General features: G+C 37.6%; 23 protein-coding genes. 11 read left to right on the forward strand and 12 right to left on the reverse strand.

What is annotated here, in order from left to right; genetic code table 11:
- The first annotated feature begins 107 nt into the window (after positions 1–107).
- From MTF67_RS02175 to MTF67_RS02190, 4 genes are all read left to right on the forward strand, one after another.
- The gene (locus MTF67_RS02175) at positions 108–815 is read left to right on the forward strand and encodes a hypothetical protein (RefSeq protein ID WP_248518586.1); all 708 of its coding nucleotides are present in this window, start codon (positions 108–110) and stop codon (positions 813–815) included.
- A complete protein-coding gene (locus MTF67_RS02180; protein WP_248518587.1) occupies positions 815–1,300 on the forward strand; it encodes an RNA polymerase sigma factor in 486 nt (161 codons plus the stop codon). Before MTF67_RS02175 ends, MTF67_RS02180 begins: the two co-directional genes overlap by 1 nt.
- Positions 1,301–1,305: 5 nt before the next feature.
- Complete coding sequence (locus MTF67_RS02185) at positions 1,306–1,860, forward strand: hypothetical protein (protein WP_248518588.1); 555 nt, start codon at positions 1,306–1,308, stop codon at positions 1,858–1,860.
- Positions 1,861–2,221: 361 nt separating this feature from the next.
- Positions 2,222–4,402: an ATP-binding protein gene (locus MTF67_RS02190; protein WP_248518589.1), complete on the forward strand. Its 2,181-nt coding sequence runs from the start codon at positions 2,222–2,224 to the stop codon at positions 4,400–4,402.
- A 104-nt stretch (positions 4,403–4,506) separates the two neighbouring features.
- On the opposite strand, the gene MTF67_RS02195 is transcribed toward MTF67_RS02190, so the two are convergent.
- Positions 4,507–5,496 carry a zinc-dependent alcohol dehydrogenase family protein gene (locus MTF67_RS02195; protein ID WP_248518590.1) on the reverse strand — a complete coding sequence of 330 codons (990 nt, stop codon included), beginning with the start codon at positions 5,494–5,496 and terminating at the stop codon, positions 4,507–4,509.
- Positions 5,497–5,607: 111 nt separating this feature from the next.
- Between MTF67_RS02195 and MTF67_RS02200 the strand changes: the two genes are divergently transcribed.
- On the forward strand, positions 5,608–6,504 hold the full coding sequence (locus MTF67_RS02200) for a LysR family transcriptional regulator (RefSeq protein WP_248518591.1): 897 nt from the start codon (positions 5,608–5,610) through the stop codon (positions 6,502–6,504).
- Between the two features lie 108 nt (positions 6,505–6,612).
- Here the strand turns inward: MTF67_RS02200 and MTF67_RS02205 are convergent, their stop codons facing one another.
- The 6 genes from MTF67_RS02205 to MTF67_RS02230 all read right to left on the reverse strand — a co-directional run bounded on the left by MTF67_RS02205 (position 6,613) and on the right by MTF67_RS02230 (position 12,941).
- Complete coding sequence (locus MTF67_RS02205; RefSeq protein WP_248518592.1) at positions 6,613–6,852, reverse strand: YdcH family protein; 240 nt, start codon at positions 6,850–6,852, stop codon at positions 6,613–6,615.
- A gap of 168 nt (positions 6,853–7,020) precedes the next feature.
- A complete protein-coding gene (locus MTF67_RS02210; protein ID WP_248518593.1) occupies positions 7,021–8,871 on the reverse strand; it encodes a monovalent cation:proton antiporter-2 (CPA2) family protein in 1,851 nt (616 codons plus the stop codon).
- A gap of 4 nt (positions 8,872–8,875) precedes the next feature.
- Positions 8,876–9,481 carry an NAD(P)H-dependent oxidoreductase gene (locus MTF67_RS02215; RefSeq protein ID WP_248518594.1) on the reverse strand — a complete coding sequence of 202 codons (606 nt, stop codon included), beginning with the start codon at positions 9,479–9,481 and terminating at the stop codon, positions 8,876–8,878.
- Between the two features lie 141 nt (positions 9,482–9,622).
- Positions 9,623–10,309: an SDR family NAD(P)-dependent oxidoreductase gene (locus MTF67_RS02220; protein WP_348983479.1), complete on the reverse strand. Its 687-nt coding sequence runs from the start codon at positions 10,307–10,309 to the stop codon at positions 9,623–9,625.
- 176 nt (positions 10,310–10,485) lie between these two features.
- Positions 10,486–11,331, reverse strand: coding sequence for an enoyl-CoA hydratase/isomerase family protein (locus tag MTF67_RS02225; protein WP_006791797.1), 846 nt, complete (start codon positions 11,329–11,331; stop codon positions 10,486–10,488).
- A gap of 299 nt (positions 11,332–11,630) precedes the next feature.
- On the reverse strand, positions 11,631–12,941 hold the full coding sequence (locus MTF67_RS02230) for a hypothetical protein (protein WP_248518595.1): 1,311 nt from the start codon (positions 12,939–12,941) through the stop codon (positions 11,631–11,633).
- A gap of 282 nt (positions 12,942–13,223) precedes the next feature.
- Here MTF67_RS02230 and MTF67_RS02235 point away from each other — a divergent pair, with 282 nt between their 5' ends.
- Positions 13,224–15,212, forward strand: a complete 1,989-nt coding sequence (locus MTF67_RS02235; RefSeq protein WP_248518596.1) for a methyl-accepting chemotaxis protein — start codon at positions 13,224–13,226, stop codon at positions 15,210–15,212.
- 74 nt (positions 15,213–15,286) lie between these two features.
- Here MTF67_RS02235 and kynU read toward each other — a convergent pair whose 3' ends face one another.
- Positions 15,287–16,522: a kynureninase gene (gene kynU, locus MTF67_RS02240; protein WP_248518597.1), complete on the reverse strand. Its 1,236-nt coding sequence runs from the start codon at positions 16,520–16,522 to the stop codon at positions 15,287–15,289.
- Entirely contained in the window at positions 16,519–17,361 is an 843-nt protein-coding gene (locus MTF67_RS02245) for an alpha/beta hydrolase (RefSeq protein ID WP_348983480.1), read from the reverse strand. The genes kynU and MTF67_RS02245 overlap by 4 nt, the downstream gene beginning before the upstream one ends.
- 364 nt (positions 17,362–17,725) lie before the next feature.
- On the opposite strand from MTF67_RS02245, the gene MTF67_RS02250 reads away from it, so the two are divergent.
- A complete protein-coding gene (locus tag MTF67_RS02250) occupies positions 17,726–18,034 on the forward strand; it encodes a hypothetical protein (protein ID WP_006794804.1) in 309 nt (102 codons plus the stop codon).
- Between the two features lie 51 nt (positions 18,035–18,085).
- Here the strand turns inward: MTF67_RS02250 and MTF67_RS02255 are convergent, their stop codons facing one another.
- Positions 18,086–18,673, reverse strand: a complete 588-nt coding sequence (locus MTF67_RS02255) for an acyl carrier protein phosphodiesterase (RefSeq protein ID WP_039036411.1) — start codon at positions 18,671–18,673, stop codon at positions 18,086–18,088.
- Positions 18,674–18,771: 98 nt separating this feature from the next.
- On the opposite strand from MTF67_RS02255, the gene MTF67_RS02260 reads away from it, so the two are divergent.
- The 4 genes from MTF67_RS02260 to MTF67_RS02275 all read left to right on the forward strand — a co-directional run bounded on the left by MTF67_RS02260 (position 18,772) and on the right by MTF67_RS02275 (position 22,816).
- On the forward strand, positions 18,772–19,248 hold the full coding sequence (locus MTF67_RS02260) for a YqhA family protein (RefSeq protein ID WP_006794802.1): 477 nt from the start codon (positions 18,772–18,774) through the stop codon (positions 19,246–19,248).
- Positions 19,249–19,444: 196 nt separating this feature from the next.
- The gene (locus MTF67_RS02265) at positions 19,445–19,690 is read left to right on the forward strand and encodes a DUF4235 domain-containing protein (RefSeq protein ID WP_248518598.1); all 246 of its coding nucleotides are present in this window, start codon (positions 19,445–19,447) and stop codon (positions 19,688–19,690) included.
- Positions 19,691–20,012: 322 nt separating this feature from the next.
- A complete protein-coding gene (locus MTF67_RS02270; protein ID WP_248518599.1) occupies positions 20,013–21,428 on the forward strand; it encodes an amidohydrolase family protein in 1,416 nt (471 codons plus the stop codon).
- A 239-nt stretch (positions 21,429–21,667) separates the two neighbouring features.
- Positions 21,668–22,816, forward strand: coding sequence for a hypothetical protein (locus MTF67_RS02275; RefSeq protein WP_248518600.1), 1,149 nt, complete (start codon positions 21,668–21,670; stop codon positions 22,814–22,816).
- Between the two features lie 238 nt (positions 22,817–23,054).
- Here the strand turns inward: MTF67_RS02275 and MTF67_RS02280 are convergent, their stop codons facing one another.
- The gene (locus MTF67_RS02280) at positions 23,055–23,813 is read right to left on the reverse strand and encodes a transporter substrate-binding domain-containing protein (protein ID WP_248518601.1); all 759 of its coding nucleotides are present in this window, start codon (positions 23,811–23,813) and stop codon (positions 23,055–23,057) included.
- 32 nt (positions 23,814–23,845) lie between these two features.
- Positions 23,846–24,820 carry a transposase gene (locus tag MTF67_RS02285; RefSeq protein ID WP_248518602.1) on the reverse strand — a complete coding sequence of 325 codons (975 nt, stop codon included), beginning with the start codon at positions 24,818–24,820 and terminating at the stop codon, positions 23,846–23,848.
- Between the last annotated feature and the right edge of the window lie 52 nt (positions 24,821–24,872).

Raw genomic sequence — 24,872 nt, forward strand, 5'->3', positions numbered from 1 at the left:
ATAAATCTATTTTTGTGTTTTAAATTTTTTACTTTAATTAAAAATAAAATGTCAGGTTATTCTCATTGTTATCGACTAATAACATAACAATCAAAAGGAGAGTAATTATGAATACATTAACAGTAACCCCACTACATACTTTACCCGCTAGTAAAGCTAATCAATGGCTTCAAGACGGTTTTTCACTTTTTAAGCAAGCACCTGTAAAACTTTTTTTATTTTTACTGCTTCCTTTAATTATTGAAGGTATTTTTCAAATACTACCCGCCCCTTATGGCATGCTAGCCTCCAAATGGGCTGCCACTTTTGTGGGCAGTAGCGCTGTTATCGTCATTCATCATCTGGCCACTCATAAAGTATTTTCATTAAAGTCGATTTTTAAAGCTAAAAACTGGCTAAGCATGATTCCGCTTTCAGCAATTTTAGCATCTGCTTTTTTTATTCAGTTATTTGTAGCAAAGCTTTTACTAGGGAATGATGGCATAAATTTACTTTTATTTTCGCAGCCTACTGAAGTTACCCAATGGCAACTAGGTATTATTTTTGCCTCAATTATTCCTGTTACACTGCCTGTCAGTTTTGCAAGCTATTGTGTTTTACTTGGTGAAAAAAACCTACTGCAAGCATTAAAAAGTAGCCTAAATGCTTTTTTCTATGCGTTTAAACCAATGTGTTTAATCGCGCTAATTTCTTTCTTAAGTCTATTGTTAGCCCCTTATACTTTTTTATTGAGTGCGATTATTACGGGTCCTATACTCACCTGTATAAGCTATATTGCTTACAGAAGTGTATTCATTAAAAACAAGGAAGCCTAGTGGAAAAAAGGGATCATATTCATGAGATACTACTGCAATACGCACCTTTAATGGCGCGTATTGCTGCAACACATGAAGCAGACCAAGCACTTAGAGAGGACCTACTGCAAGATATATCGTTAGCTGTTTGGCATGCAGTAGAAAACTTTAGAGGCGATTCAAGTATGAAAACCTTTATTGCTAGGGTCGCACACAACCGTGCTGTCGATCATGTTTTAAAAGAAACACGTCGCCAAGATCGTCATAATTTAAGCGACCCTTTACTTGACTTGGTTAGTACTGATTCTCACCAACACAGCGATAACACGTATGATTTAATGACAGCGATGAGACGGCTACCATTAAAATTTAGGCAAGTTATTTCTCTTCAATTAGAAGGTTTTAACCAAGCCGAAATAGCACATACGCTAGGTATAAACGAAGCGAACGTCGCCAAGCGCGCTAGCCGCGCACGTGTGCAACTTCAAAAGCTAATGGAGCAATAATAATTATGGATCCACTATTAGAACAATGGCAAAAAGACTATAAAAATGCGACTCCAAAACTGGATACTGCCGCACTACTGAGCCAAATTACATCGGCAAGAAAAAAACAATCAATTAAAGCATGGTTAGACTTAGTAGCAGGCGCATTTGTTAGCTTATTTTGTATCTATGCATTAGTTTTTGAAGCAACTAGCACTCTTGAGCAAGTGTTATACGCAATTTTAACTCCGTTACCAATTGGGTTTTCAGTATGGGCATTTATTCAGCGCAAAAAACTAATAAAAACACACACCCTAGATGTTAATGGTTTACTACTTTTTAAAAAGCAGCAGCTCATTAATCAAATAAACTATTGGCGCTTAAACCTTATAGGCTGTTCCATTTTGTGGGCTGCACTTTGCATCACTGCGGCCGTGAGCGTTTTAATGTACAACCACACAACAATATGGCTCACACAAGTAGGTATTGGCACTTTGGTACTAATTGCCACACTAGCTCGCTACATTCATGTAAAGTTAAATTTTAAAAGTAAGCTAAAGCTAATTGAAAGTTTAAAGTAGATTTGCCAACTTAAATTACTCAATAAGGGGTTACACCAAAACTGTAAACTAAATGAAATATCTAATGACATTTAAAATTCATTAAAATAAACAATATATGAATGCTTGGTTGGTTTAATTTCAAAGGTACAGTGCTTACCGTTTTTGTCACTAATAAGGGGCCGTAAAATTTTATAACTGATTAATTAACCTTTCAACTTATTTTATTGAGCTTAATGTAAATCAATAACTTTTTGTAAATGGCGGGCAGTCTATAATAAAGCTAACGAATATTTGTCTCTTTATTGTAACTTGTAGTAAAAAGTTGTCATTCAGTTCACTTTACTTCTATAGTAACGCTACATAAACATTAGGTATTACTATGCAAAAAGCGCGAATTCCAGCGGATGAACAATCTCGATTAAAAGCATTGTATGAGTACGAAATATTAGATACAGAAGCTGAAAAAGTATTTGATGACTTAACTCAACTTGCCTCAGATATATGTGATACCCCCATATCACTTATAAGTTTAGTCGATCCGCAAAGACAATGGTTTAAATCAAAATACGGTATTGAAGCGACTGAAACAGAGCGTGATATTGCGTTTTGCTCCCATGCTATTTTGCAAGACCAAGTATTTGAAATACAAAATGCTTTACTTGATGAGCGCTTTCACGACAACCCTTTAGTAACCAACGATCCAAACATTCGCTTTTATGCAGGTGCCCCCCTTATCACACCGCAAGGCAGTACAATTGGTACTTTATGTGTAATTAGTGATAAACCTAAAAAATTAACTAAAAAACAAATTAGTGCGTTAACTATTTTAAGTAAAGAGGTAATAGCCCAATTAGAGTTAAGGCTAAAAAACAGAGAACTAAGTAAAGCATTAGAACAGCAAAAAACTCATATTCAAGAGCTTGAAAAACTAAAAGCTGAAGCAGATACATCCAATAATTTAAAAGGTAAATTTTTAGCTAATATGTCGCATGAGCTAAGAACACCACTTCACGGTATCTTAAACTTGGCCGAATTTGGCTTATCTGACAGCAGTAATAGTGAAAAAGATATTGCGCTAAAAAGTATTCTAAACTCAGCCAATATTTTATCCAATATAGTGAATGATATTTTAGATTTTTCAAAAATAGAAGCTGGAAAATTAGATATTGAACATATCGACTTTAACCTTAAAGACGTTGTTAATGGTGTAATTGAGCCACTAAAAAAACAAGCCTCTGATAAAGGTATAAAGTTTAATGTATTAATAGATAAAAAAGTGGCTGAAACATTAAAAGGTGACCCACTAAGAATATCGCAAATATTAAATAACCTATGCTCAAATGCAATTAAATTTACTCAAGCTGGGCACGTTGATTTAATAATTAACTTAAAAGGTCACTCTTTAAATACACAGAACATAACATTTAAGGTCATAGATACAGGTATAGGGATAAACAAAGCAGCACAAGCAAACTTATTTAAAGAATTTCATCAAGCTGACTCATCTACCTCTCGTAAATTTGGTGGTACAGGGTTAGGCCTTTCTATTTGTAATAAGTTAAGTCATTTAATGGGTGGGAAAATCCGTTTTACCAGCCAAGAAAATGAAGGCTCTACATTTATTTATCAGCAAAGCTTTGAAGCATCGATTTTAGATAGTTTGCTAAAGAAAAACAAAGAAGTAACTGATTTACAAGGCTGTGCTATTTTAGTTGCGGAAGATAATAAAATAAATCAAATCGTCGTCAATAAAATGTTAAAAGCGCACAACACTCAAGTGATTTTTACTGAAAACGGTAAAGAGTGTGTTGATTACTTTGTTAACAACCACGTTGATTTAATCTTTATGGATATTCAAATGCCAGTAATGGATGGAGTTGAAGCAACCAAGGCCATAAGAGCACTGAAAAACGGTAAATCAATACCTATCATTGCCATGACTGCCAACACAATGAAACAAGATATTGAGCATTACCTAAATATTGGCATGGACGGTTATTTAACTAAGCCATTTAATAAAGATAGCTTGAACAGCTTGCTTAATGTTTACAATCCAAACAACGAAAATCTCAAAGACTTAGCAATAAAAATTAGTGACCCGAGCATTAAAAGAGAACATAAACTTAAACAAACATGCCGTGAACTAAAAAGATTAATACCTGCGGCCAACAGAGTCAGCTTATGGCTGTTTAATGAAGAATACTCTGAGATAAATTGCTTAATGTGCCTTGATGAGAACGATGAAGTCATTCTTGACTCAGTATTAACAGCAAAAGACTACCCAGATTACTTTAACTACATACTAAGCCACCAAATACTTGATGCCCCCGATGCAAGAAATCACGAAGTTACAAAAGGCTTTACCAAAAGCTATTTTGAGCCATACGATATTTACTCACTACTTGACTACATTTATTTTAAAGATAATAAGGCACTAGGCGTGATTTGCTGTGAAAGTATTGGATCGAAAATATCATGGACCCACGCAGATAAAGAAGCCCTGATAAAAATAACAGACTTAACTACGTTATTTTTATCAAAACAAATAGATCTCAATTGAATTTATGACTATTTAACCGTAAATCTTTATAGAGTGATTTTGCCTATAAATAATAAAAAAGCCGAGCCCTTTAACAGATGCTCGGCTTTTCAAACAAAACTAGTTTATATTGTAATTATTACTTTGCCCATGCCCTCACCGCTTGCTAAACGATCATGCGCTTTACCCGCATCCTCAAGGTTAAATTCAATATTGTCTAATACAGGCACTAAGTGCCCTTCATCAATAATTGTTGCAAGCTTAGCTAGTATTTCGCCATGCTGCTGGCGTTTATGGTTGTGCAGCATAGGTATAAGCATAAATACAACATGTAGCGATAGCCCTTTAAAATGAGCAGGGGTTAAATCTATTTCAGCTAACGACACGGTAGTGGCTATCTGGCCATTCAATGCGGCTGCATCAAATGACTTAAGTAAGTTTGCACCACCAATTGAATCGTAAACAACATCAAAACCAGCACCTTGCGTGTGTGTCTGCACATAATCAGCTACGGCTTGCGTTTTATAGTTAATGGCAGTGCCACCTAACTTTTCAATTAATGCTGATTGCTTATCGCCACCACCTGTCGCAAATACGTCTGCACCGAAGTATTTAGCTAACTGTAAAGCAATATGCCCTACGCCACCGGCCCCACCATGAACTAACACTTTTTGACCAGACTTTACTGCAGCGCGCGTTAAGCCCTCATAAGCCGTAATACCCACCAAAGGAATAGCTGCCGCTTCGCGCATAGACAACGTTTTTGGTTTATGTGCTATTAACTTAATATCGGCGAGCATATATTCTGCTAACGCACCTTGTAACTCTGCCAATCCACCTGCACAGCCGTATACTTCATCGCCTACAGCAAATCCGGTTACACCGTCGCCAACTTCATCAATAACACCGGCAAAATCCATACCTAAAACACCCGGTAGAGCTGGCGCTAAGGGGGCTAATGCGTCACCCATTTGACGAATCATCATATCAACCGTGTTTACGCTCGTAGCCATTACTTTAACTACAACATGACCTTCCTTAACAACTGGTTTAGCAATATCCGCAGCTTTAAATACATCACTTGCGCCAAACTCATTAATAATCATCGCTTTCATGGTAACCCCCTTGTTTAGTTTATACAGACAGTATATTTACAAACCATACATATGATAATACACTCAAATGAATAATCAGTATTAAAATTTTATTAATAATAGGCTTTAATAATGAACAATGAACACCTAAAGTTATTCGTTCGTGTTGCCTCTACACACAATATTAGTTCAGCAGGCGCGGAACTCGGTCTTTCGCCACCAGTAGCTAGCATGCATATTATTAAGCTTGAGGAATCCCTTGGTGTAAAACTAATCCACCGTACAACAAGGCGAGTATCTTTAACTGAAGAAGGCCGAGAGTTTTTACCTCACGCTGAAGAAATATTAAATGCTATAAATAGTGCAAAAGCAGCTGTAGGCGCAGGCTCTTTTACCCCCCAAGGCACGATTCGTGTTGCAGCCCCTTCCTCATTTGGTCGTATGCATATAGTGCCCGCACTTAAAGCTTTTATTGATCAGCACCCTGAACTTAAAGTGGATTTAAGACAAAGCGATAGTATTGTAGACATGGTAGAAGGTGGTTTTGATATCGCTATCAGAAATGCCGAGCTTAACGATTCAACCCTCGTAGCCAGAAAGTTAGCCCGCGACCATAGAATTATATGCGCCTCACCAGGCTACATAGCAGAACACGGAGAACCAAAAACACCACAGGATCTTCTCAACCATAATTGTATTAAATTAATTGGGATTGACTACTGGAGCTTTAAAACGCCAAATGGCATTGAAAAAGTTAAGGTAAAAGGAAGTATTCGTATTGATAATGGAGAGTCGATAAGGGATGCGTGTATTAATGATGCAGGTATTACTATTTCGTCTATTTGGTGCGCCCACAACGCATTAAAAGAAGGCACCCTAGTTCAAATACTAAAAGATTACCCCATGGATTCAAATGCCGCTATTTGGGCTGTATACCCAAGCTCCCGGTTGCTCGCGCCAAAAGTACGTGCATTTATCGACTTTTTTATAAAGTATTATGGCGAAATACCCTATTGGGAAAACACATAATAAACTAATACCTGCTTTAATTATACACAATACAAATAAGCAGCCATAAGGCTGCTCATTAAATACTTAGCTAAGGGTATTAATAGTGCGTTTATTTATAACTCACTATTAAACTTTCAACAATTGGCTATATAACGCATCTTTTAATATTGCGCGCTCTTGCTTTAATTTATGTAAAGCCTCATCGCCAATAGGAGCGTTATCTAACTCAAGTGCTCTAATCTCTTTATCAAGCTCATGATAGCGCTTTGCATCGTCTCCAAACACCTCATTAGTCGAGCTTAACGCAATAATTTTTTCTTTAAATGATGGAAATTCATTAATAAGTGAATGGTCTTCGCCTAACATGCTAACTCCTAGTTATGTTAATTTTAATTACTGTATTACTACTCTTCTATACAACTTTAACAACTAACTCACAATATTATTAGCTACAGACTACTTAAAAGACTTTATATAAATAGTTAATAATATATTCGTAACTTAATGGTTTGTTGAGCCGTTAAATTTAACCAATTATTGCAACGGGTTTTTTGCTATCCACGCTTTATCAAGCTCAGCTAAATGCTCATTGCTATCAAGTTTCATAAGCGCTTCTAATTGGGCGTGATGCTCTTTATAAAACGAAATATAACCGTGCTCTTCCCTTCGTTTTTTATAAAGTTCTGACGTCATTTGTGCTTCTTTTTTACTAAAGATTTGCTTAAGCCTATGCACCTCATAAGGGTCAATACCCAATTGAATCATTGCGGACTGTCCGATAGTAAGAGATGTCCCAAATGTTTCTCTATAAATATTACCAACACCTAAATCCATCAACTCAAACGCAGCTTCTCTGTCAGGTGCATTTACCACTATTTTAAGCTGCGGATAATGCTTTTTTGTTAATTCAATAATTTGTCGAGTTGAAGTCATATCGCCAATACTCACAACTAATACTTCAGCATGAGCAGCACCTGCAGACTCAAGTAAATCAAGCCTGGTAGCATCACCATAATACACATCAAAACCAAGCGTTCTGAGTACTTCAACATTGCTATAGTCATAATCTAGGATGGTAGGTTTAATGCCTGCTGAAATTAGAAAGCGACCAACATCAGTGCCTAAACGGCCAAAACCAGCCAAAATTACTTTATGATCACTTTTATTGATCTCATCTTGCGCATTACTCTCAGTTGCATCTAGTTCTTTACTACTAAATTTATCATTTAATAAAAACATGATTGGTGCTAAAAACATTGAAATAGCAACCGCAGATATTAACGGTTCAATAACGCTTGTTGGCAATACACCCGCACTTTTAGTGAGCTGAAAGAGTACAAAAGCAAACTCACCACCTTGTGCTAACGCAATTGAAAATAAAGGCCGCTCCTTAGAGCTAATATTAAATATGTGCCCAATAATCAAAAGTATTAGCCATTTAACAAAAATTAAACCTACTGTCATACCTAAAATAAGCGCCAAGTTATTGCCGATTAATATGAAGTTTAAACTGGCACCTATTGAGATAAAAAAAATACCTAATAAAAGCCCTTTAAATGGTTCAATATCACTTTCTAATTCGTGTCTAAACTCACTATCTGCCAATACTACACCAGCTAAAAATGCACCAAGTGCAGGTGATAACCCAACAGCAAGCATTAGTAATGATGTGCCAATGACTAATGATAGAGCCGCTGCAACAAATATCTCTCTGACACCTGTTTTAGCTATTACTCTAAAAATAGGCCGGCAACCAAACTTCCCTAATATCAACACAAACGAAATAGCAGCCAAGGTTACTATTACCTGTAGGTAACTTGGTAAACCGCTGATATCTATAAGTGAAGAGTCATGATGCCCTCCGCTTAGTATAGGGAGTGTCGCTAGTAAAGGAATAACAGCTAGCATTGGAATAACAGCTAAGTCTTGAAACAACAGCACTGCAAAGACTGATTGACCCGCCTCTGTTTTCATTTTTCCTTTTTCTTGTAGAGTCTGCAAAACAATAGCTGTTGAAGACAAAGATAAAATAAGACCAACAGCTAATGCCTGTTGCCAGGGTAAAAAAACGACACTAATGAAGCTAATTATGATTGTTGAAATTAAAACCTGTGAACCACCAAACCCTAAAATAGGTGTTTTAAGTTGCCACAATAAAGAAGGTTTTAATTCCAATCCAACCAAAAATAACATCATCACGACACCAAATTCAGTAAAATGCATTATCGCTTCAATATCATGGATTAATGATGCTCCATAAGGACCAATGACAATACCAGCAATTAAATACCCTAATACGGAACCAAGCCCTAGTTTTTTAGCAATTGGTACAGAGATAGCTGCAGCAGCCAAAAATATAAATAGTTGTAATAAAAAGCCTTCCATTTCATTACTCCTTAGTCAACTGATTTAAAAAACTATTAAGTAAATCGAACTGTTTGGCCTCATGTATATCTATTAAACCATCTCTTAATGCTAAGATTACTTGTCGATAATTATCTGCATGTTGCTGCATTTTTTCAGATTCAAGCCCTCTATGAACTCCGGTCACAGCTAACGGTGGAAGCCATTCAAGGCCGCATAATTTAGCAGTAGCCTGAAACGGAGTTGTCAGTTCTCTTAACGTAAATTGGTTATACCCACTGGACTGGTAAGTAGCCGAATCGCCTCCTGTACTGATAGCCTGGAATATTATTTTTCCCTCTAAGGCTTTACCTGATGATCCATAAGCCCAACCATGCTCAAGTACCAAGTCAAACCACTCTTTAATAATCGCAGGCGTAGAATACCAGTAGAAGGGATGTTGAAATACAATAATATCGTGTGATTCACATAAAGACTGTTCACGCTCTACGTCGATCATGAAATCTGGATAATGCGCATATAAATCATTGACTGTTACGCTTTCAATACCCTCTATCGCTTTGCGCAAAGCTTTATTTACATTTGAACGTGACTTTGCCGGATGAGCAAAATTAATTAATACTTTTTTCATGTCATTTACTTACCTAAGCTAAGTATTATGCTGGTTAATAATTTCGTCTAATACTTTTGATAATGCTGTAGTTTTTTCTATATTTAGTGCATCTTCATGTGGAGAAGAGAATTGACCAATATCATTATTGAAATATAACCCCTATGCATTAGCAAACTCATCAGAAATAGCTGCTTTTACAAGAATATCAGCGCCTATATTCAAGTCACTGCCGGAAACACCGTATGCTTGCGAAACCATCTTACTACCTAAAAATGATTTAGGATTAACAGCCAAAATCATCGTGGAATCTTTCCCTAGCTCTGCACTTAAATTGAATGACCACATCGTTAATGCCAACTTACTTTTTGCATAAACTGCGTTATCGGATAATATACTCGGCTTTAGCAATTCTGATGGATTCAGCGAAGATTGAGCAGCAGAAGATAGGTTAATCACACGACCATGAATACCAAGTAAAGGTAATAAGTTTTTAGTCAGCATATAAGGTGCTATTGTATTAACCATAAAACGTACGTCTAATCCATCATCAGACACTTTATCGGGCACTACAAATACACCGGCATTATTAATGAGTACATCTAAAGATTGATGGTCCCTCTTAATGTATTCACTTAATAACTTAATATCATCAAAACGTGACAAATCTGCTTTGTACGTATAAATATTTTGTGCATCCGCAATTACAAGAAGCTGCTCTTTAACAGCACTAAGTTTTTTATCGCTTCGTCCATGAATGAGTACGGTATGGCCCAATTGAAGTAACGACTTTGCCGTAGCTAAGCCAATACCATCGGTAGAGCCGGTGATTAAGATTGTTTTTTTCATTTTGAAATCCTCAAATTATGAGTATTCAAAAAAGGGGATGATCATACCTCTCCCCTTTTTATATTTCACATTACCCATACATTTAATTAACATATTGATATTAGCAGGTGCTTTAAATGTTGAACCCGCTGTTATTTATAAAAAGCAATAAGTAATATTGTGAGTGAAATGAGTTATTAGTTTATCTCTTGGACCTTCATCACTAACTCATTCCAGTTTCGCTGGTTTTCAATATCATGCTCTAAGCCTTGCTCATCCGCGGCTGCAAAACGTTTAATTGCTGGTGTTTTACTTGTTGCTTGATATAACCAGTAGGCCTCCGCTTTTAGTGCTTCATCAATAGGTTTATCTATTGATTCATAAACGGCTTGTTTACATGCGTTAATTGATTCTGCAGGAAATTGAGCAATTCGCTTTGCTAAGGTATCAACATAAGGGCCTATTTCATCCGGCTCAAGAGCTCTGTTAATAGTGCCGTATGCTTGCGCTTCATCAGCATCAAAATCACGTGCACTTAATATAATTTCAAGTGCTCTACCTAACCCTGCTTGGCGTGCCATACGTGATGCACCACCGCCACAAGGTAAAATCCCCATACCCACTTCCATTTGCATAAACTTAAATTTACCACGAGCTGCAAAACGCATATCCATAGCAAGTGCAAGTTCATGGCCGCCCCCACGCGCAAACCCTTCTAGTTTAGCAATGGTTGCTTGAGGTACTTTACTTATGCGCTCGCAAACAGATTGCAGATCAAGCAGCTTAACATCATCACGAGAAACCGCTTCTTGCGACATATCTTTAAGTAACTCAGTATCATAATGACATACCCAAATCTCTGGATTTGCAGATTGAAACACAACCACTTTTGTACTTCTATCACGCTCTAATCTCATAGCAAGACTGTTAAGCTCTGCAAGCATAGTGATCCCTTGCACATTTACTGTCCCATAATCAAATGTAACTGTCAGTACGCCCGCATCTTGCGCTGTTGTGAATGTTTTATACCCTTCATACTTCATAATAAATTCCTGTAAAATTATCTGTTGTTATTTAAACTCAGCAACAAAGCATACGCTTGCCAATTGAGTGATTTACAGTCTAGATTACTTTTAAATAATTTATTATCACTCTATACAAACAATCAGTTTTTACATTTTATTAATAATAAGTTTAATTTAACTAAGGTAAATGCTCTTTTATTGTTATTGATGCAGTAAAAAGAGAAGAATGTATCGGTAGGTAAAATTTAGTGTGGGTAGGTTTACAAAAATCAAAGGCCACTAGTGTGGCCTTTTTAATACAAAACTAAACGCAATGACTAATATATTTCAGCACTTACAAATGTATATACATAATTACTAAACTCTGGCTTAGTTAAATGCCCACCTTCAGACATCGTATCTAAAAGTTTTGCATAACTGTTTGCATCGGTTGCATTACCGGCATAGCCATAAAGCAATACCGTTAACTCTTCTAAAATAACCTCATCAGTGGGTTCAGGGAACACACTACCAAAAGACAAATCTGGAATTTGACCACTTATGCCCGCTTTTATTGTCCAATCAAATCGGCTTTCAGCAGAATCATCAACTAAAAAGCTGTAACCCCATATTGTGCGAGCAAACCGATTGTCAACATTACCAAAGTCAAAACTTGAATCATTGTTTTCAGCAAGTTGAAGTAAACTAAATCCTAAATCGTCAGTAACGATCGGAAGTGTGGTCAGCTGATAATCACCAGTAGTATCTACTGCGCTTCGGGCATAGCTTTGAAACTCAACGTCAACACCATCTACATTCATAAGGTCTGACATAAAATCAAGTTGCACATAAAAATTATGCTCAGTCACTGTTGGGAATACAAAAAGCGTGTTTGATATTTCAGAACCACTATATTGAACAAACCTATACGTATTATCAGCTTCTATATAACCTCGAGTACTAGCATAATCAGCATCAATATCTAATTGAACAGGAACTTCAACACCGTCATGAATAAAATCTTCATCTGTTAGGGTAATAACTGATGAGTTTACCGGTATATCAATAACGGCAGCTTTTGCATCAACTGAGTAACTAGAAAGCGCCGTTAAATAAAGCTTATTATCATTCGGGCAAATATTTACAGACCCCGAAACTTCGTTACCTTGTGATTGATATATTGTGTAATCAGACGCAATCGTACTTAGCGCAGTTGTATCAACACTATATTCAGTACATCCACAATCACCTGTGAAGTCATTAAAATAAAAGGTGCCTAAATTAGTTCTATTTTCAATATCAAGCTCAGTGATAATTTGCTTATAACCACCGTCTTCTTCATCAAACACATCACCTAATACTGATACATGCTTGGTGCCTGAGGGTAACTCACCTGAAAATTTACCTTCTGCATCGGTTTTAACAGAACCGATAGCACCGCCATCATCATTATGAAAAACAACATCTGCTTGATACGCAGAATCAGCCCCGCATTCGCGAGTTAATGTTTGTAAAGCAATAGTTTGAAGTTGGGCTGTGCCGCCACCGCTTGACGAGCCGCTAGAGCTACTTTCTGATGAAGAGCCACCACATGCGCTAAGCGTTAAAGAAAGTGTAATAGCAAGCGGGGTAAGTATAAATTTATTCATTTTAATTAGTCCGTTAAATTGGTTCACCTACCATTATCTCAACTTAAGCAAAACAATAACAAGGTAACCACCACCAAAACGGTTACAAAATTGCAATGATTTGTAAACAAGCCAAGATTAAGTACCTCACACATAACACCATTTACTAAATTAACTCACTTGTTCAAGTGAATTTATTAAAAACTACACTACGCTTTATGTATTAAATAGTTAATGAATATTTATTTGCTTAACCCTTGTTTAGCCAAAATACCGAGATAAATACACAACAGGACTGACCTTATGAATCGCTTACTTGGCCGACTATCTATCATTCAGCTCTCTTTGTTAACATCAATCATATTAATGGTTTTTATTTTTATATTGCTGATACAAAACATAGCGAATAAATGGCAGGAGTCGCAGACACTGCACCAAGATATTGCATTAATTAGCTTGTTAGATGCACTGGAAAAAGTGGCACATAACCATGCTGTAGAGCGAGGCTTAACTGCAGGCTTTTTAGGAAGTGGTTCAGCCGAGGCTAAAAACAAAGTGCTCGCGCAACGCAAAAAAGCAGATACTTCAATACAGCATTTAAAGTCGGTAAGTGATCAACTAACTAAAAATTCTACAAAGGTCTCTAAAAATTTAAGTATTCTTTTTGATCACAATGAAAAAAAAGCGGCATTACGTACTCAAGTTGATAATAAAGCAGCCCCTGGTGCTTTCGCGTTTTACAGTAAATTAAATCAAATTGCACTCGATGTAGCGGCTAACCTGAGTAGCCAAATAAAGCATCCGGTATTATCTAAAGATCTAAACATTGCTTTTTTGCTCGCGCAATATAAAGAACGTTTGGGCCAAAATAGGGGAAAAATAAATGGCACTTTAGCTAAAAAGCAATTAACGAGTGTTACACAGCAAAATATTGCCTTATACAATTCAGAAATCGATTTGCTCAATCAATATTTAATAGCTAATTTGCAAGGCAAACAATTACAAAGCTTTAACAGCATTATACAAAGTGCTGACTCACGTAAAATTAATGCAATAACAAACACATTGCTCAACACAGAATCGCCCAACTTTACAGCTTTGCCGGCAGCCTCTGTGTGGTTTCCTATGGCAACACAACAAATAACTCAAATTAAAAAAGTACTAGACAGCCAATGGAGTACTGTTGACAAAGATGGCCTTGAACTAAAAGAAGCGGCCGATACAACGCTTACACTCACTATTGTCTACTTTTTGGTTACACTTGTGATCATCGCATACTTAAACTTTCATTTATTAAGTACTCTCAAAAAGGAATTAAGCCAACTAACGTCACTCTTACTTAAAGCCGAAAAAGGCGACCTAACAATAGATATAAGGCTCAAAAGTAAAGATGAACTCGGCGAAATATCAAATGCTATCCACAATACTATTTTCGCTTTTAAAGACCTGCTATTAGGACTCGACCACTCAATAAATTCAGGCTCAAAACTCAGTGACGATATGAGTAATGCAACAAAAACAGTCCTTGATGATTCAAACAAAACATTGGCTATGGCGAGTAATATAGCCACCGCAATAGAAGAAATGGCCGCAACAAGCCGCGAAATAGCAGGCTCAGCTTCTGAAACACTCAGCTCTAGTGACGAGTTAAACAAACAAGCCAATCTATTGATAGAAGATAACAAACTTAGCCAAAGCTCAATTACTGAGCTTGCAACGGGGATGTCTGACGTAGAAGAAGTGGTAAGTAAAATGGATCAGCAGGTAGCGAGCATATCGTCCATTTTAGATTCAATTAGTAGCATTGCCGAGCAAACTAATTTACTAGCGCTCAATGCCGCTATTGAAGCAGCAAGAGCAGGTGAGCATGGTAGAGGGTTTGCCGTTGTTGCCGACGAAGTAAGAAGCCTCGCCGGAAACAGTAAAGAATCATCAGAAAAAATTTCATCTTTGCTCGGCGAGTTACAGTCTATCAGCGACCAAGTAGTTAGCTCTATTTTAGCAAGTACTAAATTATCAAAAGCCACTTTAGAGCGATTTGATCAAGCAAGAGCGGTATCCGAGCAAGTGCATGCACAAAGTAAAGTACTCGAAAACTTAGCCATGAACGTATCATCAGCCGCAGAACAACAGTCGGCAGTTGCGTCAAATATAGCAGTGGATGCTGCAAGCGTATTTGAATACGCCAACCACGAAGTTGAAGCAGCACGTAAGCAAGAAGAAATATTTAATGAAATGCGACTCAACACTGAAACCCTGCAACACACAATGAAAAACTTTAAATTTCAATAGTTAATGGCAACCTTGTAATACAGCTAGAGGCTAATTGCTTAAGCAAAATAAACCAAAGCAATTAGCCCGCTTTATTAAGTTACTTTACCCGCCAAGTTAAACCGTGGCTCGGCGTATAACTTTGTTGTAACTACATCAACTAACGTATTTACCGCGTTCCACACATCTTCAAACGAGGTATATAAAGGCGTAAAACCAAACCGTAAAATATTAGGCGCTCTAAAATCAGCAATAACACCTTTTTCTATTAATGCTTGGCAAATAGCAAATGCGTGGTTATGCGAAAAAGCCAATTGGCTTCCGCGTTGGATTGAATCCTCAGTAGAGCTTAAGCGCAAATCAGCCAAGCTAGCATGCGAATGCACTAAAGCAATAAACACATCGGCTAAAGCAATCGATTTAGCCCTCACATCGCTTATTTTTACGCTTTCCCACACATCAAGTGCAGCGTCTAACGCACTCATAGCAATCACACTTGGCGTACCACATAAATACTGATTAATACTTGCTGCACACTCGTATTGAGCATCAAACGCGAATGGCTTTGCATGCCCCATCCAACCACTCAATGGCTGTTTAACGGCACTTTGGTGGCGCTTGGCAACGTATAAAAAGGCAGGTGAGCCAGGGCCACCATTTAAATATTTGTAGCCACAGCCTACTGCAAAATCAACGTTGCATTTATCCAGCTCAACCGGCAATGCACCTGCACTGTGTGCTAAATCCCATATTACTAAAATACCTTTTTGATGGGCAAGCTCAGTGAGCTTTTGCATATTCAAAAGCTTACCAGTTCTAAAGTTAACTTGGGTAAGTAACAATACCGCTATATCGTCAGTTAAGTTTTGTTCAATATATTGCTCTTCAACTAGTTTTAATTGGCATAAATCAGTACCTAATAAATCGCTTAAACCTTGCACCATGTATAAATCGGTCGGAAAATTATCTTTTGTCGACAACACTTTACTACGGCCAGTGTTTAACATAAGCGCGCTGCTTAAAAGCTTAAATAAGTTTATTGAAATCGAATCACAACAAATTACTTGGCCTTTTTCAGCACCAATTATGGGCGCTATTTTTTCGCCAACCTGAGTAGGTAAATCAATCCATTGGTGATCATTCCAGCTCCTAATTAAATGACTCCCCCACTGCTCGCTCACTACTTGCGCCACTCTGGTTTTAACCGATTTAGGTAAAGCACCTAGCGAATTACCATCTAAATAAATAGTGTTAGCGGGTAAATCAAATTCATCACGCTTGCTTGCCAATACATCAGCTTTATCAAGCGCTACAATATCATCAAAATTCATTTATCGATTCCGTTTAAATGTTTAACTAAGGTGCTAAAAGCAGCAGAACCTGGGTGTATCCAATCAAAGTGCCCCACCCCTTCGAGTAAATCTACTGGTCGATTAAGCTGTTCTAAATTATACGCAGGAACAATGCTGTCATTCGCACCTTGTAAAATAATGCTTTGTTGATGCAATGGTTGCTCACTTGGGTTGGCCTGAGTGTATTCTTTAGGTTTATCGCTTGGCATACCTTGCATAAAATCTTTAGTGACTGTTTGGCAGCTATTTGTACCTGCCGCATAGGCTTTAATATCGGTAATGGGAGCAAGGCCAATTACGCCTTTTAATTCACTCATTTGTCCACCCGCTAGTAACGCTAAATGACCACCAGCCGAATGCCCAATAACCACTGTATTATTCAATTTAAATTCGCCACTATTGTAGGTACTGGATGCTAAAATACCGGCTTTAATATCGTCAAAAGTTACAGGCCAGCCGCCACCGCTTTCACCACTGCGGCGATATTCCACCGACCACACATTAAATCCTGCTTGTGCTAAGCCTGTGCTTAATGCATAGGTGTGTTTTATATCGTATGCACTTAGCCAACAGCCACCATGTAGCAATACAACTAACGGCTTTGATGTACTTTGCTCAGCTTGCGTGGCGCGCCACAGTAATGCAAATTGTGATTCATCACTCCCGTAAGGTACTTTTTCGTTAGCATTTACAAAACTAAGCGACGCTACTTTAGAGTAAGCAACATTGTTTTCAACAACAGGAAACTCAATGTTGTTGGTAGTCGTACACCCGCTTAAAAACCACATACCTAAAAGTAAAACAACCATATTTTTCACAACACAACTTCCTTTTTAAATTTTAAAAACAACGCCTTTATACATATTAAAACTGCTACCATAGCGTTACGTTTAACTTGCGTTATCACGTCACTTAATCATTAATTAATAACACTTTAGTGGCTGCAATTATTATTGTTATACACAAAACAGGCGTAATTAATGACCATTGTTTGCGTATTTACCCCACTTTACAAAAGCAGCGCCAAGTTAACCATGCTAAAAGCAGCGAGTAAAGTTACTGCGTTTAAGCTTATATTTATACCTAAATTATTATTAACTTAGCTTTAAGGTGTTGGCCATTAAAAGCTTATGTATAATGACTCACTCTGGCTATTATTATGCCCTCAAGTGGAACACAACAATGAAAAAACTATCTAAAGTGCAAGAAAAACAACAAGCGCTTGTGCTTAACGTTGCCGATAAAATAGAAGAGCAAGGCCGAGCCGAACTACCCGGTATGCTGCAATGTTGGTTTGACGTGGAGTATCACTTATTCCCAGGCTCGTTACTTATGTGCTTTCAGTTTGAAAACCAGCAAACCCTTGATGCCGCCGAGCCTGACATATTAAAATGGCAAAAACGATTAAGCGGCGCAATGCTTAAAAAAGGCGTTATTTTAAAAGATATGCGAAAGCACCTAAAATTTACCTTAAACGGCCCAGACGACTAAACAGCATTAACAAAAACCTTTGCCTGTAATTACAAATAAAGCACTCTAGGCTCAAGTGCGTTCAGTATTAAACTCTTTTACATGCGCTATTAATTGTGGAAAAAACGCTAAAAAAGCGGCATCAAATTGGTTGTAATGGCGCTTTATATCTTCAGCAGCGCCAGTAAATTGGTTGGCAAAACGAATACGATCAGCAATATTATCCAACGCAGCCCCCACACCATTAATGGTTTCGTAATCTTTAAACCAATCGTGTTTAGTTATGCTAGTAACAACCCGCTGCATACGCGGCGGCATGTGCGCTAACCGCTGATTTAAAAGCCCAAAACTGTTACGTTTAAAATCACTCAAGGGCTGATCACTAAACCGTTGCCAATGCATAATTAAAAAGTGGTCAAAAACCACATCAATTGCAACGCCTGCAAATCGCCTGCGCGTTGGTGAAAAATACTGTTTAGCTTCTTTAACAATTGGGTGCGCGTCGGTAAATTTATCAACTAAATAGTGATTACTAAGCGCATTTTTTACAGGCTCACTCAGTTGCGCCACATGCCTGTGGCCACCAAAATCGCCCAATAAATTTCCAAAGTGAGAATCAGCCGTTGGCTTTGCAAAATAAAGGTGGGCTAAGTAATTCAATATCTTCTCGCGTTAGTTACTCTGTTTAAATAGTAACTTAGGGATCTAACATATACTATGCTTCGTATAAGTTACGTCTAATTATAAAGTTGAGCAGCATGGAAAATATATTCCAAACCAGTCGTTTTTTAGTTGTCATTGCGGTTATTACCGCAGCATTATCATCGCTTCTTGTTTATGTTTCGTGTATTAATATTGTTTTTAATATAGTGGTTTCAACCATTCTCGACCTACCAGATTCTGCAAAAGCAGGTAAAGCCCTCATAGTTGAACTACTTAAAATTCTCGATTTACTATTAATCGGTATTACCCTACAAGTAATTGCCATTAGCTTATACCGCTTATTCATATCGCCTGCTAAATCAAAAGAAAGTAAGTTTTTAGCCGCTTTTAATATTAAAGACTTTCATGATTTAAAAATAACCCTCGTACAAGTAACCTCAGTTGTTCTTGTCATACTATTTTTAGAACATGCAGTGGAATTTGGCGGCACAATAGAAACCCTGTACTTAGGAATAGCCATTGCAATTGTTATAGCTGCCTCAACATTTGCATGGCGTTCAATGAAAGACTAGCTATAAATAGTTTTATATACGTTTTTAATACGCCAAATTACAAATCAGTGGATTACAGTGCCACGTGCTTTTACATTCAAATTACGGCTTAAGTTAGGCTGCTTTCTTTTCGGTATATAAATTGCTGTTACTCATGTTCTTGCTTTAAAAATTAAACATAAATATGGCTATCTATATTTAGCAAAAGGAGAAAATTATGAGTAACAAACAACTAATTACGACTATAGGTATAGGTTTGGCAGCAGCTTCTGCCGGTATGTTAACACGGAAAACTTTACAAAAATCGTGGGAAAAGGTTACCAACGAACCAGCCCCACAAGACAAGCCAAGTGAAAATACCGATCTTAAAGAAGCAGTAACTTGGGCGGTAGTTTCAGGCATTGGAGCGGGCGCTGCAAGAATGGCAGTGCGTTATATTCTCGACAAACGTCAATCCGAATAAGATTTAAATTAATACCTCTTGTAATATTAGTGTTAACAAGAGGTTTAACCTTCCTATCACTCCACCAGCCATAATTACCCCGAACAATATAGGTATGAACGTTCTCTATATTCTTGTAATAGACCGTGTACGATTCCCCATATAATTTGCATAACCTGAGTTGAGGGTGCCACCATAAAATACTGTTCAAGCAGTAAACGGTTCTTTCTCTTTGGTTAAATTATTTGTTCACCGTTTTGTTTTGCTAAGTTGTGTGTTTTGACGTTATCTTAATTGAGCAACTATAACTATTAGATAATAATTAAACAAAAGGAATGTACCGATGTTGAATATTACAACAACAGGTTTATATAGATCTGCACTCTCAATTTTCACCTGCTTATCTTTTTTAAGCGTTTTAATCGTACCAGTAGCGACTGCTGCTGAGCAATCTGAACCAACCGCATTAGTTGGCGGAAGGCTGATAGATGGATTTGGTAATCAGCCACTTGCCAACAGTGTCATACTAGTAAAAAACGGGCTCATTGAAAAAGTAGGAACAGTTGATACATTACCTGTACCTACGGAGTACAAAATTGTCTCAACAGAAGGGATGGATGTACTTCCAGGCCTTTGGGAAAACCATGCACATTTAATGCTAAATGGTCATGCTAACTACAAGCATTGGCATAAAGAATATACTCCCAAGCTAACGAACGAAATTATGCCTGCAAGCGCTGAACAACTATTGTTAGCAGGGATAACTAGTGCCCGCGATTTAGGCGCACCATTAAAAGACTCCATTACAATAAAAAATAAAATAGACAATGGTGAAATCCCTGGACCACGCTTGTTCGTTTCAGGCCCCTTTTTGCAACACGAAGCCTACCCTGGTACCGAGCTTTATAGGTGGGGCGTTAAAAACGTTGAAGATGCCAAGAAAAAGGTCAACAAATTGGCTGATGCTGGTGTTGATATCATCAAACTAATTGACCATGACATGATGAAAATTGAGGTAGCACAGGCTATTGTTGACCAAGCCCATACACGCAATCTGGTAGTTGTTGCTCACTCACACAAACCTGATGAAATTAGACGAGGTCTAGAAATCGGAGTAGATAATTTTGAGCACACTGGACTTACTACAGCCCCCGAATTTCCCAACGATGTAATTACTTTACTCAGAGAGCGTACTGCCAAAGGCCGAATTGCCGGCGGACCACTTTATTGGACCCCAACAGTAGAAGGACTTTGGAATTATGATTTAACCGTTGCCAACCCCGAGCGTTTAGATAATACATGCTGGCACAGAGGTCTAGAGAAAAGCACTATTGATGATATTCGCGGCTCATTAAAAAACGTAGGCGAACTTGAATATATGCAATTAACACCAATGCGCAAACCTACGTTAAAACGTAAAATTCAACAATTAAAAGAATCTGGTGTAGTTTTACTGGTCGGTACAGACAGCGGAATACCAACTAAATTTCACTGCCAAAGCACATGGAACGAACTAGCTGTTTGGGTAAACGAAATGGAAATTTCTGCAATGGATACAATTCGTGCCGCCACTTACTGGCCATCAGTGCTTATGAAGGTAAACGATAAAGTGGGAACAGTAAGCGAAGGAAAATACGCCGACATTATTGCTGTTAAAGGTGACGTATTACGTTATATAAACCTTTTACAGCATGTTGATTTAGTAATGAAAAACGGCAAAGTTTATAAGCAAGACGGTAAAGCGACAGCTGACAAATAGCCCCCCTAAACCTTTTTCTCCACTTTCTTAATGCACGTCGAAAGTGGAGAGCATTTATTTAATATTTTTAGTGCTTTCCCCATAAAAAAGACTCAATGCTAGCTTTATAAATCCAATAACCAAAGTGAGTTAATCACAAAAGCAAATATCAGTCGATTCAACGTTAATAGGTTGCTCTAAATTAGCAATCGTAGGATAGTAAATTACATATAAAACAATAGCCTTATATTAGGAATATTATGATCAAAGTATTATTAGTGACCAGCTTAATCGCCTCTTCATTCGCTGCTTTAAGTAATCCTTTAACTGTTGAAGAACAGCGTATCAACAAAGCCCAATTAGCAATGCCCAATGTTTTAAAAGCATTTACACCACAGGTAACAAGTTTTGAGCAGCAATTTAAAGAGCTTAACAACTTTAAAAGTGCAAAAACATTAGTACAACGCTTTAGCTTTGAACTATGGGAAAACGCCAAACAACGTATAATAAATACCAATAACTACGACGACCGAGCACTTTACTGGGCACGCCTGCTTTCAAGCAAAGTAATACGCACAACATCGCCTAAATTTTCAATTACGCAGGCTCAACTCAATACGTTACTAACCCTACTTGAGGAAGGTAGCAGGGGCCGTACCGATCTGGCTTTTTCATCAGGCAGTACTAAAAAAATATTACTTACAGGCTTTGACCCATTTTTACTCGATAGAAACATAAACCAAAGTAACCCCTCAGGTGTTGCAGCGTTATTACTCGACGGCCAAGTTATTAATTACAACGGCATAACCGCAGAAATTAATACCGTTATGGTGCCTGTGCGCTACGAAGACTTTGATCAAGGCATAATAGAATCACTGCTTGCCCCCTACTACGCACTTAATAATGTAGACATGGTTGTAACCGTAAGTATGGGCAGAACACAATTTGATTTAGAGCACTTCCCGGGTAAACGCCGTAGTGTAACCGCCCCCGATAACGCTAATATTGTGTATGGTGGAACGCAAACAAGCCCAGTAATACCAAAACTTAATGGCCGACCACTCCCGGGCAACGAGTTTGTAAAATTTAGCTTGCCTGTAAGTTACATGCAACAAGCCAAAGGCCCTTATAAAGTTATCGACAACCGTGAAGTCACCACGCTTGAAAAAACCTATAAAGCGCCTTCGTATGGCGAGCTAAAAAACAGTATTGCGGTTAATGGCGGCGGCGGTGGTTACCTGTCTAACGAAATATCGTACCGAAGTATTCGCCTACGCGATGCGCTTAATTCAAGTATACCTACAGGGCATATTCACACCCCACGTATACAACAATTCGAACCCGAAACAGAAGCTAAAATAGTAAACCAAATAAAGGCAATGCTAGAGCAAAGCTTAGTCGCGCTATAAGTTATCAAAATAAGTTTAAGCGCGTAAAAAAGGGCAATATTATTGCCCTTTTTATAACTAGTTAAAAATTGCTTTTGGATCGTTAAATAGAAAAATATTTTTTATTAGCTTCTTAATCAACTCTTACATCAACAGGGCGGTTAAATAGAGTTATTAAGAGCAAGTTTACATTTTTACTCATTAAACAGCAGAAAACTGACCCAACGGGGCTTTCTTAAAAACACATAAAATATAATTACTATTTATCAAGGCTAGGCAAAAACATACTTTCAGGTACTTTATTTTTAGTCATAACGTCATGGTATGTACCATCGCTTATACCTAAATCAATCGCTTTATTCACTACCGCCATAGCTTTCAAACTTTCCGCAATGTCTTTTGCAAATGCAACATGAATTGAACGTTTTTCAATCATGTCGGAGTCAAATAATATGTCGTTTTTAAATTCAATTAGCTCAGTGCTTAACAAATACTTGCCATAACTTTCTGACATAATTAGGCGGTCTACCTTTTGGTTAAAAAGTAGTTTAAACCCTTGTTGAGCTGTGGCAACTTCTAACAACTCATAAGTATTATAGCCAGTTAATATTTTGTCATGCACACCTAAACGAACACCCGCAATAATAGCATGTTCGTCTTTTCTATCCTTATGATAAAAAGCACCAAATACTCCCATTCCAATTGGGTTTGATAAAACCGCCCACTGCTCTCGCCCTGGCAGGTTAGCAGCTAAAAATAGGCCGTCAGCTTTTCCTAACTGAGTATAATAGTTCGCTCTAGCCCAAGGTAAAATAATGGCGTCTACTTCATATCCTAATTTAGCTAAACTTTGATTTAAAAATTGCCAACTAGCACGATAAATTGGGTAATTCTCCATGAGCATTTTGTCATGGTCGTGACCAACCGCAAACGTAATGGTTTTACCCTTTTCACTGGCATTTAACGAGCCAATGCTAAAGCAAAAAATGCAAAGTAAAATAAACACCCTACAAATCATAGTAACCTCTTATTAAAGATCTCATTAAGGGGTCAAATCTTGACTTCAGATATCAAACAACCTCGAAGCGCTTCCCACTGTAATTTAACCTGCTTATTCTCAATAATTAATGCATTTAATCTACCAACAGCTTTTGATATGGCCGAATAGTGTTTAACATTAAAAACATCTGCTAATGCCTGCAAATTTAATCCCGTTAAATCTTGGCACAATTTAATAGCATACCATCGGGGTAAGTTTTTTTCTTTTCGCCCCTTTTTAACCATTACTATATCATCTACCTCAACATTAAAGTGTTTAGCCAAATAGGTAATTACATCATTCGCTGAATGCCTTTTACTAACAAGCTTGCTTTCATTGTTTGATGTTGCAATATAGCCTTTAATGCTTTCAACAAAGTCATCACTGCCTAGCACCGACAATAACTTTTTAGCACCATAAAAAGCGCTTACTTCTTCATTACACTCATATTCAACAAACTGTTTGTACGCAGCATACTTACGCTTTTTACCTTGCAGCGAAAATATAAAATCTCGAACTAACCATTTAGGTGTCGCACCACTTTTAATAAAAGCTGAATAGCTAGACCATTTATACTTAGCAAGGTCATCTACCAATGGGGTGCTCGTTTCAATTGGGTTACGATGAATATGCCGGCTAACATGCAATAAGTAGTTATCAGCATCCACTAACACAGCTTTGTATCGGCCCCTGAACAGTGCACCATCTGTGTTATGTGTTCGATTAAAGTATTGAGTGTAAAGGCCGTTAATGTGCTTCATGGCTCGGCCTAAGTTAGCATCGGGAGTTTTTATTAGCAGATGGTAATGATTGGTCATCAAACAATACGAATGCACTTCAATATTAAAGCGAAGGCTTGCTTGCTCAATGCAGTATAAAAAATACTTAAAGTCGTCATCGCTCAAAAAGGTATTTTCGTGCCCTCTTCCACGATTCATCACATGATAAAACGCATTCTCATACTCTATTCGCAACGGCCTAGACATAGCAATTCACTCCATAAGCAGTAAGCTATAAATCTAGATCACTAATGTCCGA

The organism is Pseudoalteromonas sp. 2CM32C (assembly GCF_023161925.1).
Taxonomy (GTDB): Bacteria; Pseudomonadota; Gammaproteobacteria; order Enterobacterales; family Alteromonadaceae; genus Pseudoalteromonas; species Pseudoalteromonas marina.

Coding starts and splice junctions, on each gene's coding strand:
- MTF67_RS02230 (WP_248518595.1), bottom strand. CDS start 12,941: ATGAATAAATTTATACTTACCCCGCTTGCTATTACACTTTCTTTAACG.
- MTF67_RS02285 (WP_248518602.1), bottom strand. CDS start 24,820: ATGTCTAGGCCGTTGCGAATAGAGTATGAGAATGCGTTTTATCATGTG.
- MTF67_RS02205 (WP_248518592.1), bottom strand. CDS start 6,852: ATGTTAGGCGAAGACCATTCACTTATTAATGAATTTCCATCATTTAAA.
- MTF67_RS02235 (WP_248518596.1), top strand. CDS start 13,224: ATGAATCGCTTACTTGGCCGACTATCTATCATTCAGCTCTCTTTGTTA.
- MTF67_RS02280 (WP_248518601.1), bottom strand. CDS start 23,813: ATGATTTGTAGGGTGTTTATTTTACTTTGCATTTTTTGCTTTAGCATT.
- MTF67_RS02175 (WP_248518586.1), top strand. CDS start 108: ATGAATACATTAACAGTAACCCCACTACATACTTTACCCGCTAGTAAA.
- MTF67_RS02195 (WP_248518590.1), bottom strand. CDS start 5,496: ATGAAAGCGATGATTATTAATGAGTTTGGCGCAAGTGATGTATTTAAA.
- MTF67_RS02275 (WP_248518600.1), top strand. CDS start 21,668: ATGATCAAAGTATTATTAGTGACCAGCTTAATCGCCTCTTCATTCGCT.
- MTF67_RS02270 (WP_248518599.1), top strand. CDS start 20,013: ATGTTGAATATTACAACAACAGGTTTATATAGATCTGCACTCTCAATT.
- MTF67_RS02190 (WP_248518589.1), top strand. CDS start 2,222: ATGCAAAAAGCGCGAATTCCAGCGGATGAACAATCTCGATTAAAAGCA.
- MTF67_RS02225 (WP_006791797.1), bottom strand. CDS start 11,331: ATGAAGTATGAAGGGTATAAAACATTCACAACAGCGCAAGATGCGGGC.
- MTF67_RS02200 (WP_248518591.1), top strand. CDS start 5,608: ATGAACAATGAACACCTAAAGTTATTCGTTCGTGTTGCCTCTACACAC.
- kynU (WP_248518597.1), bottom strand. CDS start 16,522: ATGAATTTTGATGATATTGTAGCGCTTGATAAAGCTGATGTATTGGCA.
- MTF67_RS02220 (WP_348983479.1), bottom strand. CDS start 10,309: ATGAAAAAAACAATCTTAATCACCGGCTCTACCGATGGTATTGGCTTA.
- MTF67_RS02265 (WP_248518598.1), top strand. CDS start 19,445: ATGAGTAACAAACAACTAATTACGACTATAGGTATAGGTTTGGCAGCA.
- MTF67_RS02250 (WP_006794804.1), top strand. CDS start 17,726: ATGAAAAAACTATCTAAAGTGCAAGAAAAACAACAAGCGCTTGTGCTT.
- MTF67_RS02185 (WP_248518588.1), top strand. CDS start 1,306: ATGGATCCACTATTAGAACAATGGCAAAAAGACTATAAAAATGCGACT.
- MTF67_RS02210 (WP_248518593.1), bottom strand. CDS start 8,871: ATGGAAGGCTTTTTATTACAACTATTTATATTTTTGGCTGCTGCAGCT.
- MTF67_RS02260 (WP_006794802.1), top strand. CDS start 18,772: ATGGAAAATATATTCCAAACCAGTCGTTTTTTAGTTGTCATTGCGGTT.
- MTF67_RS02215 (WP_248518594.1), bottom strand. CDS start 9,481: ATGAAAAAAGTATTAATTAATTTTGCTCATCCGGCAAAGTCACGTTCA.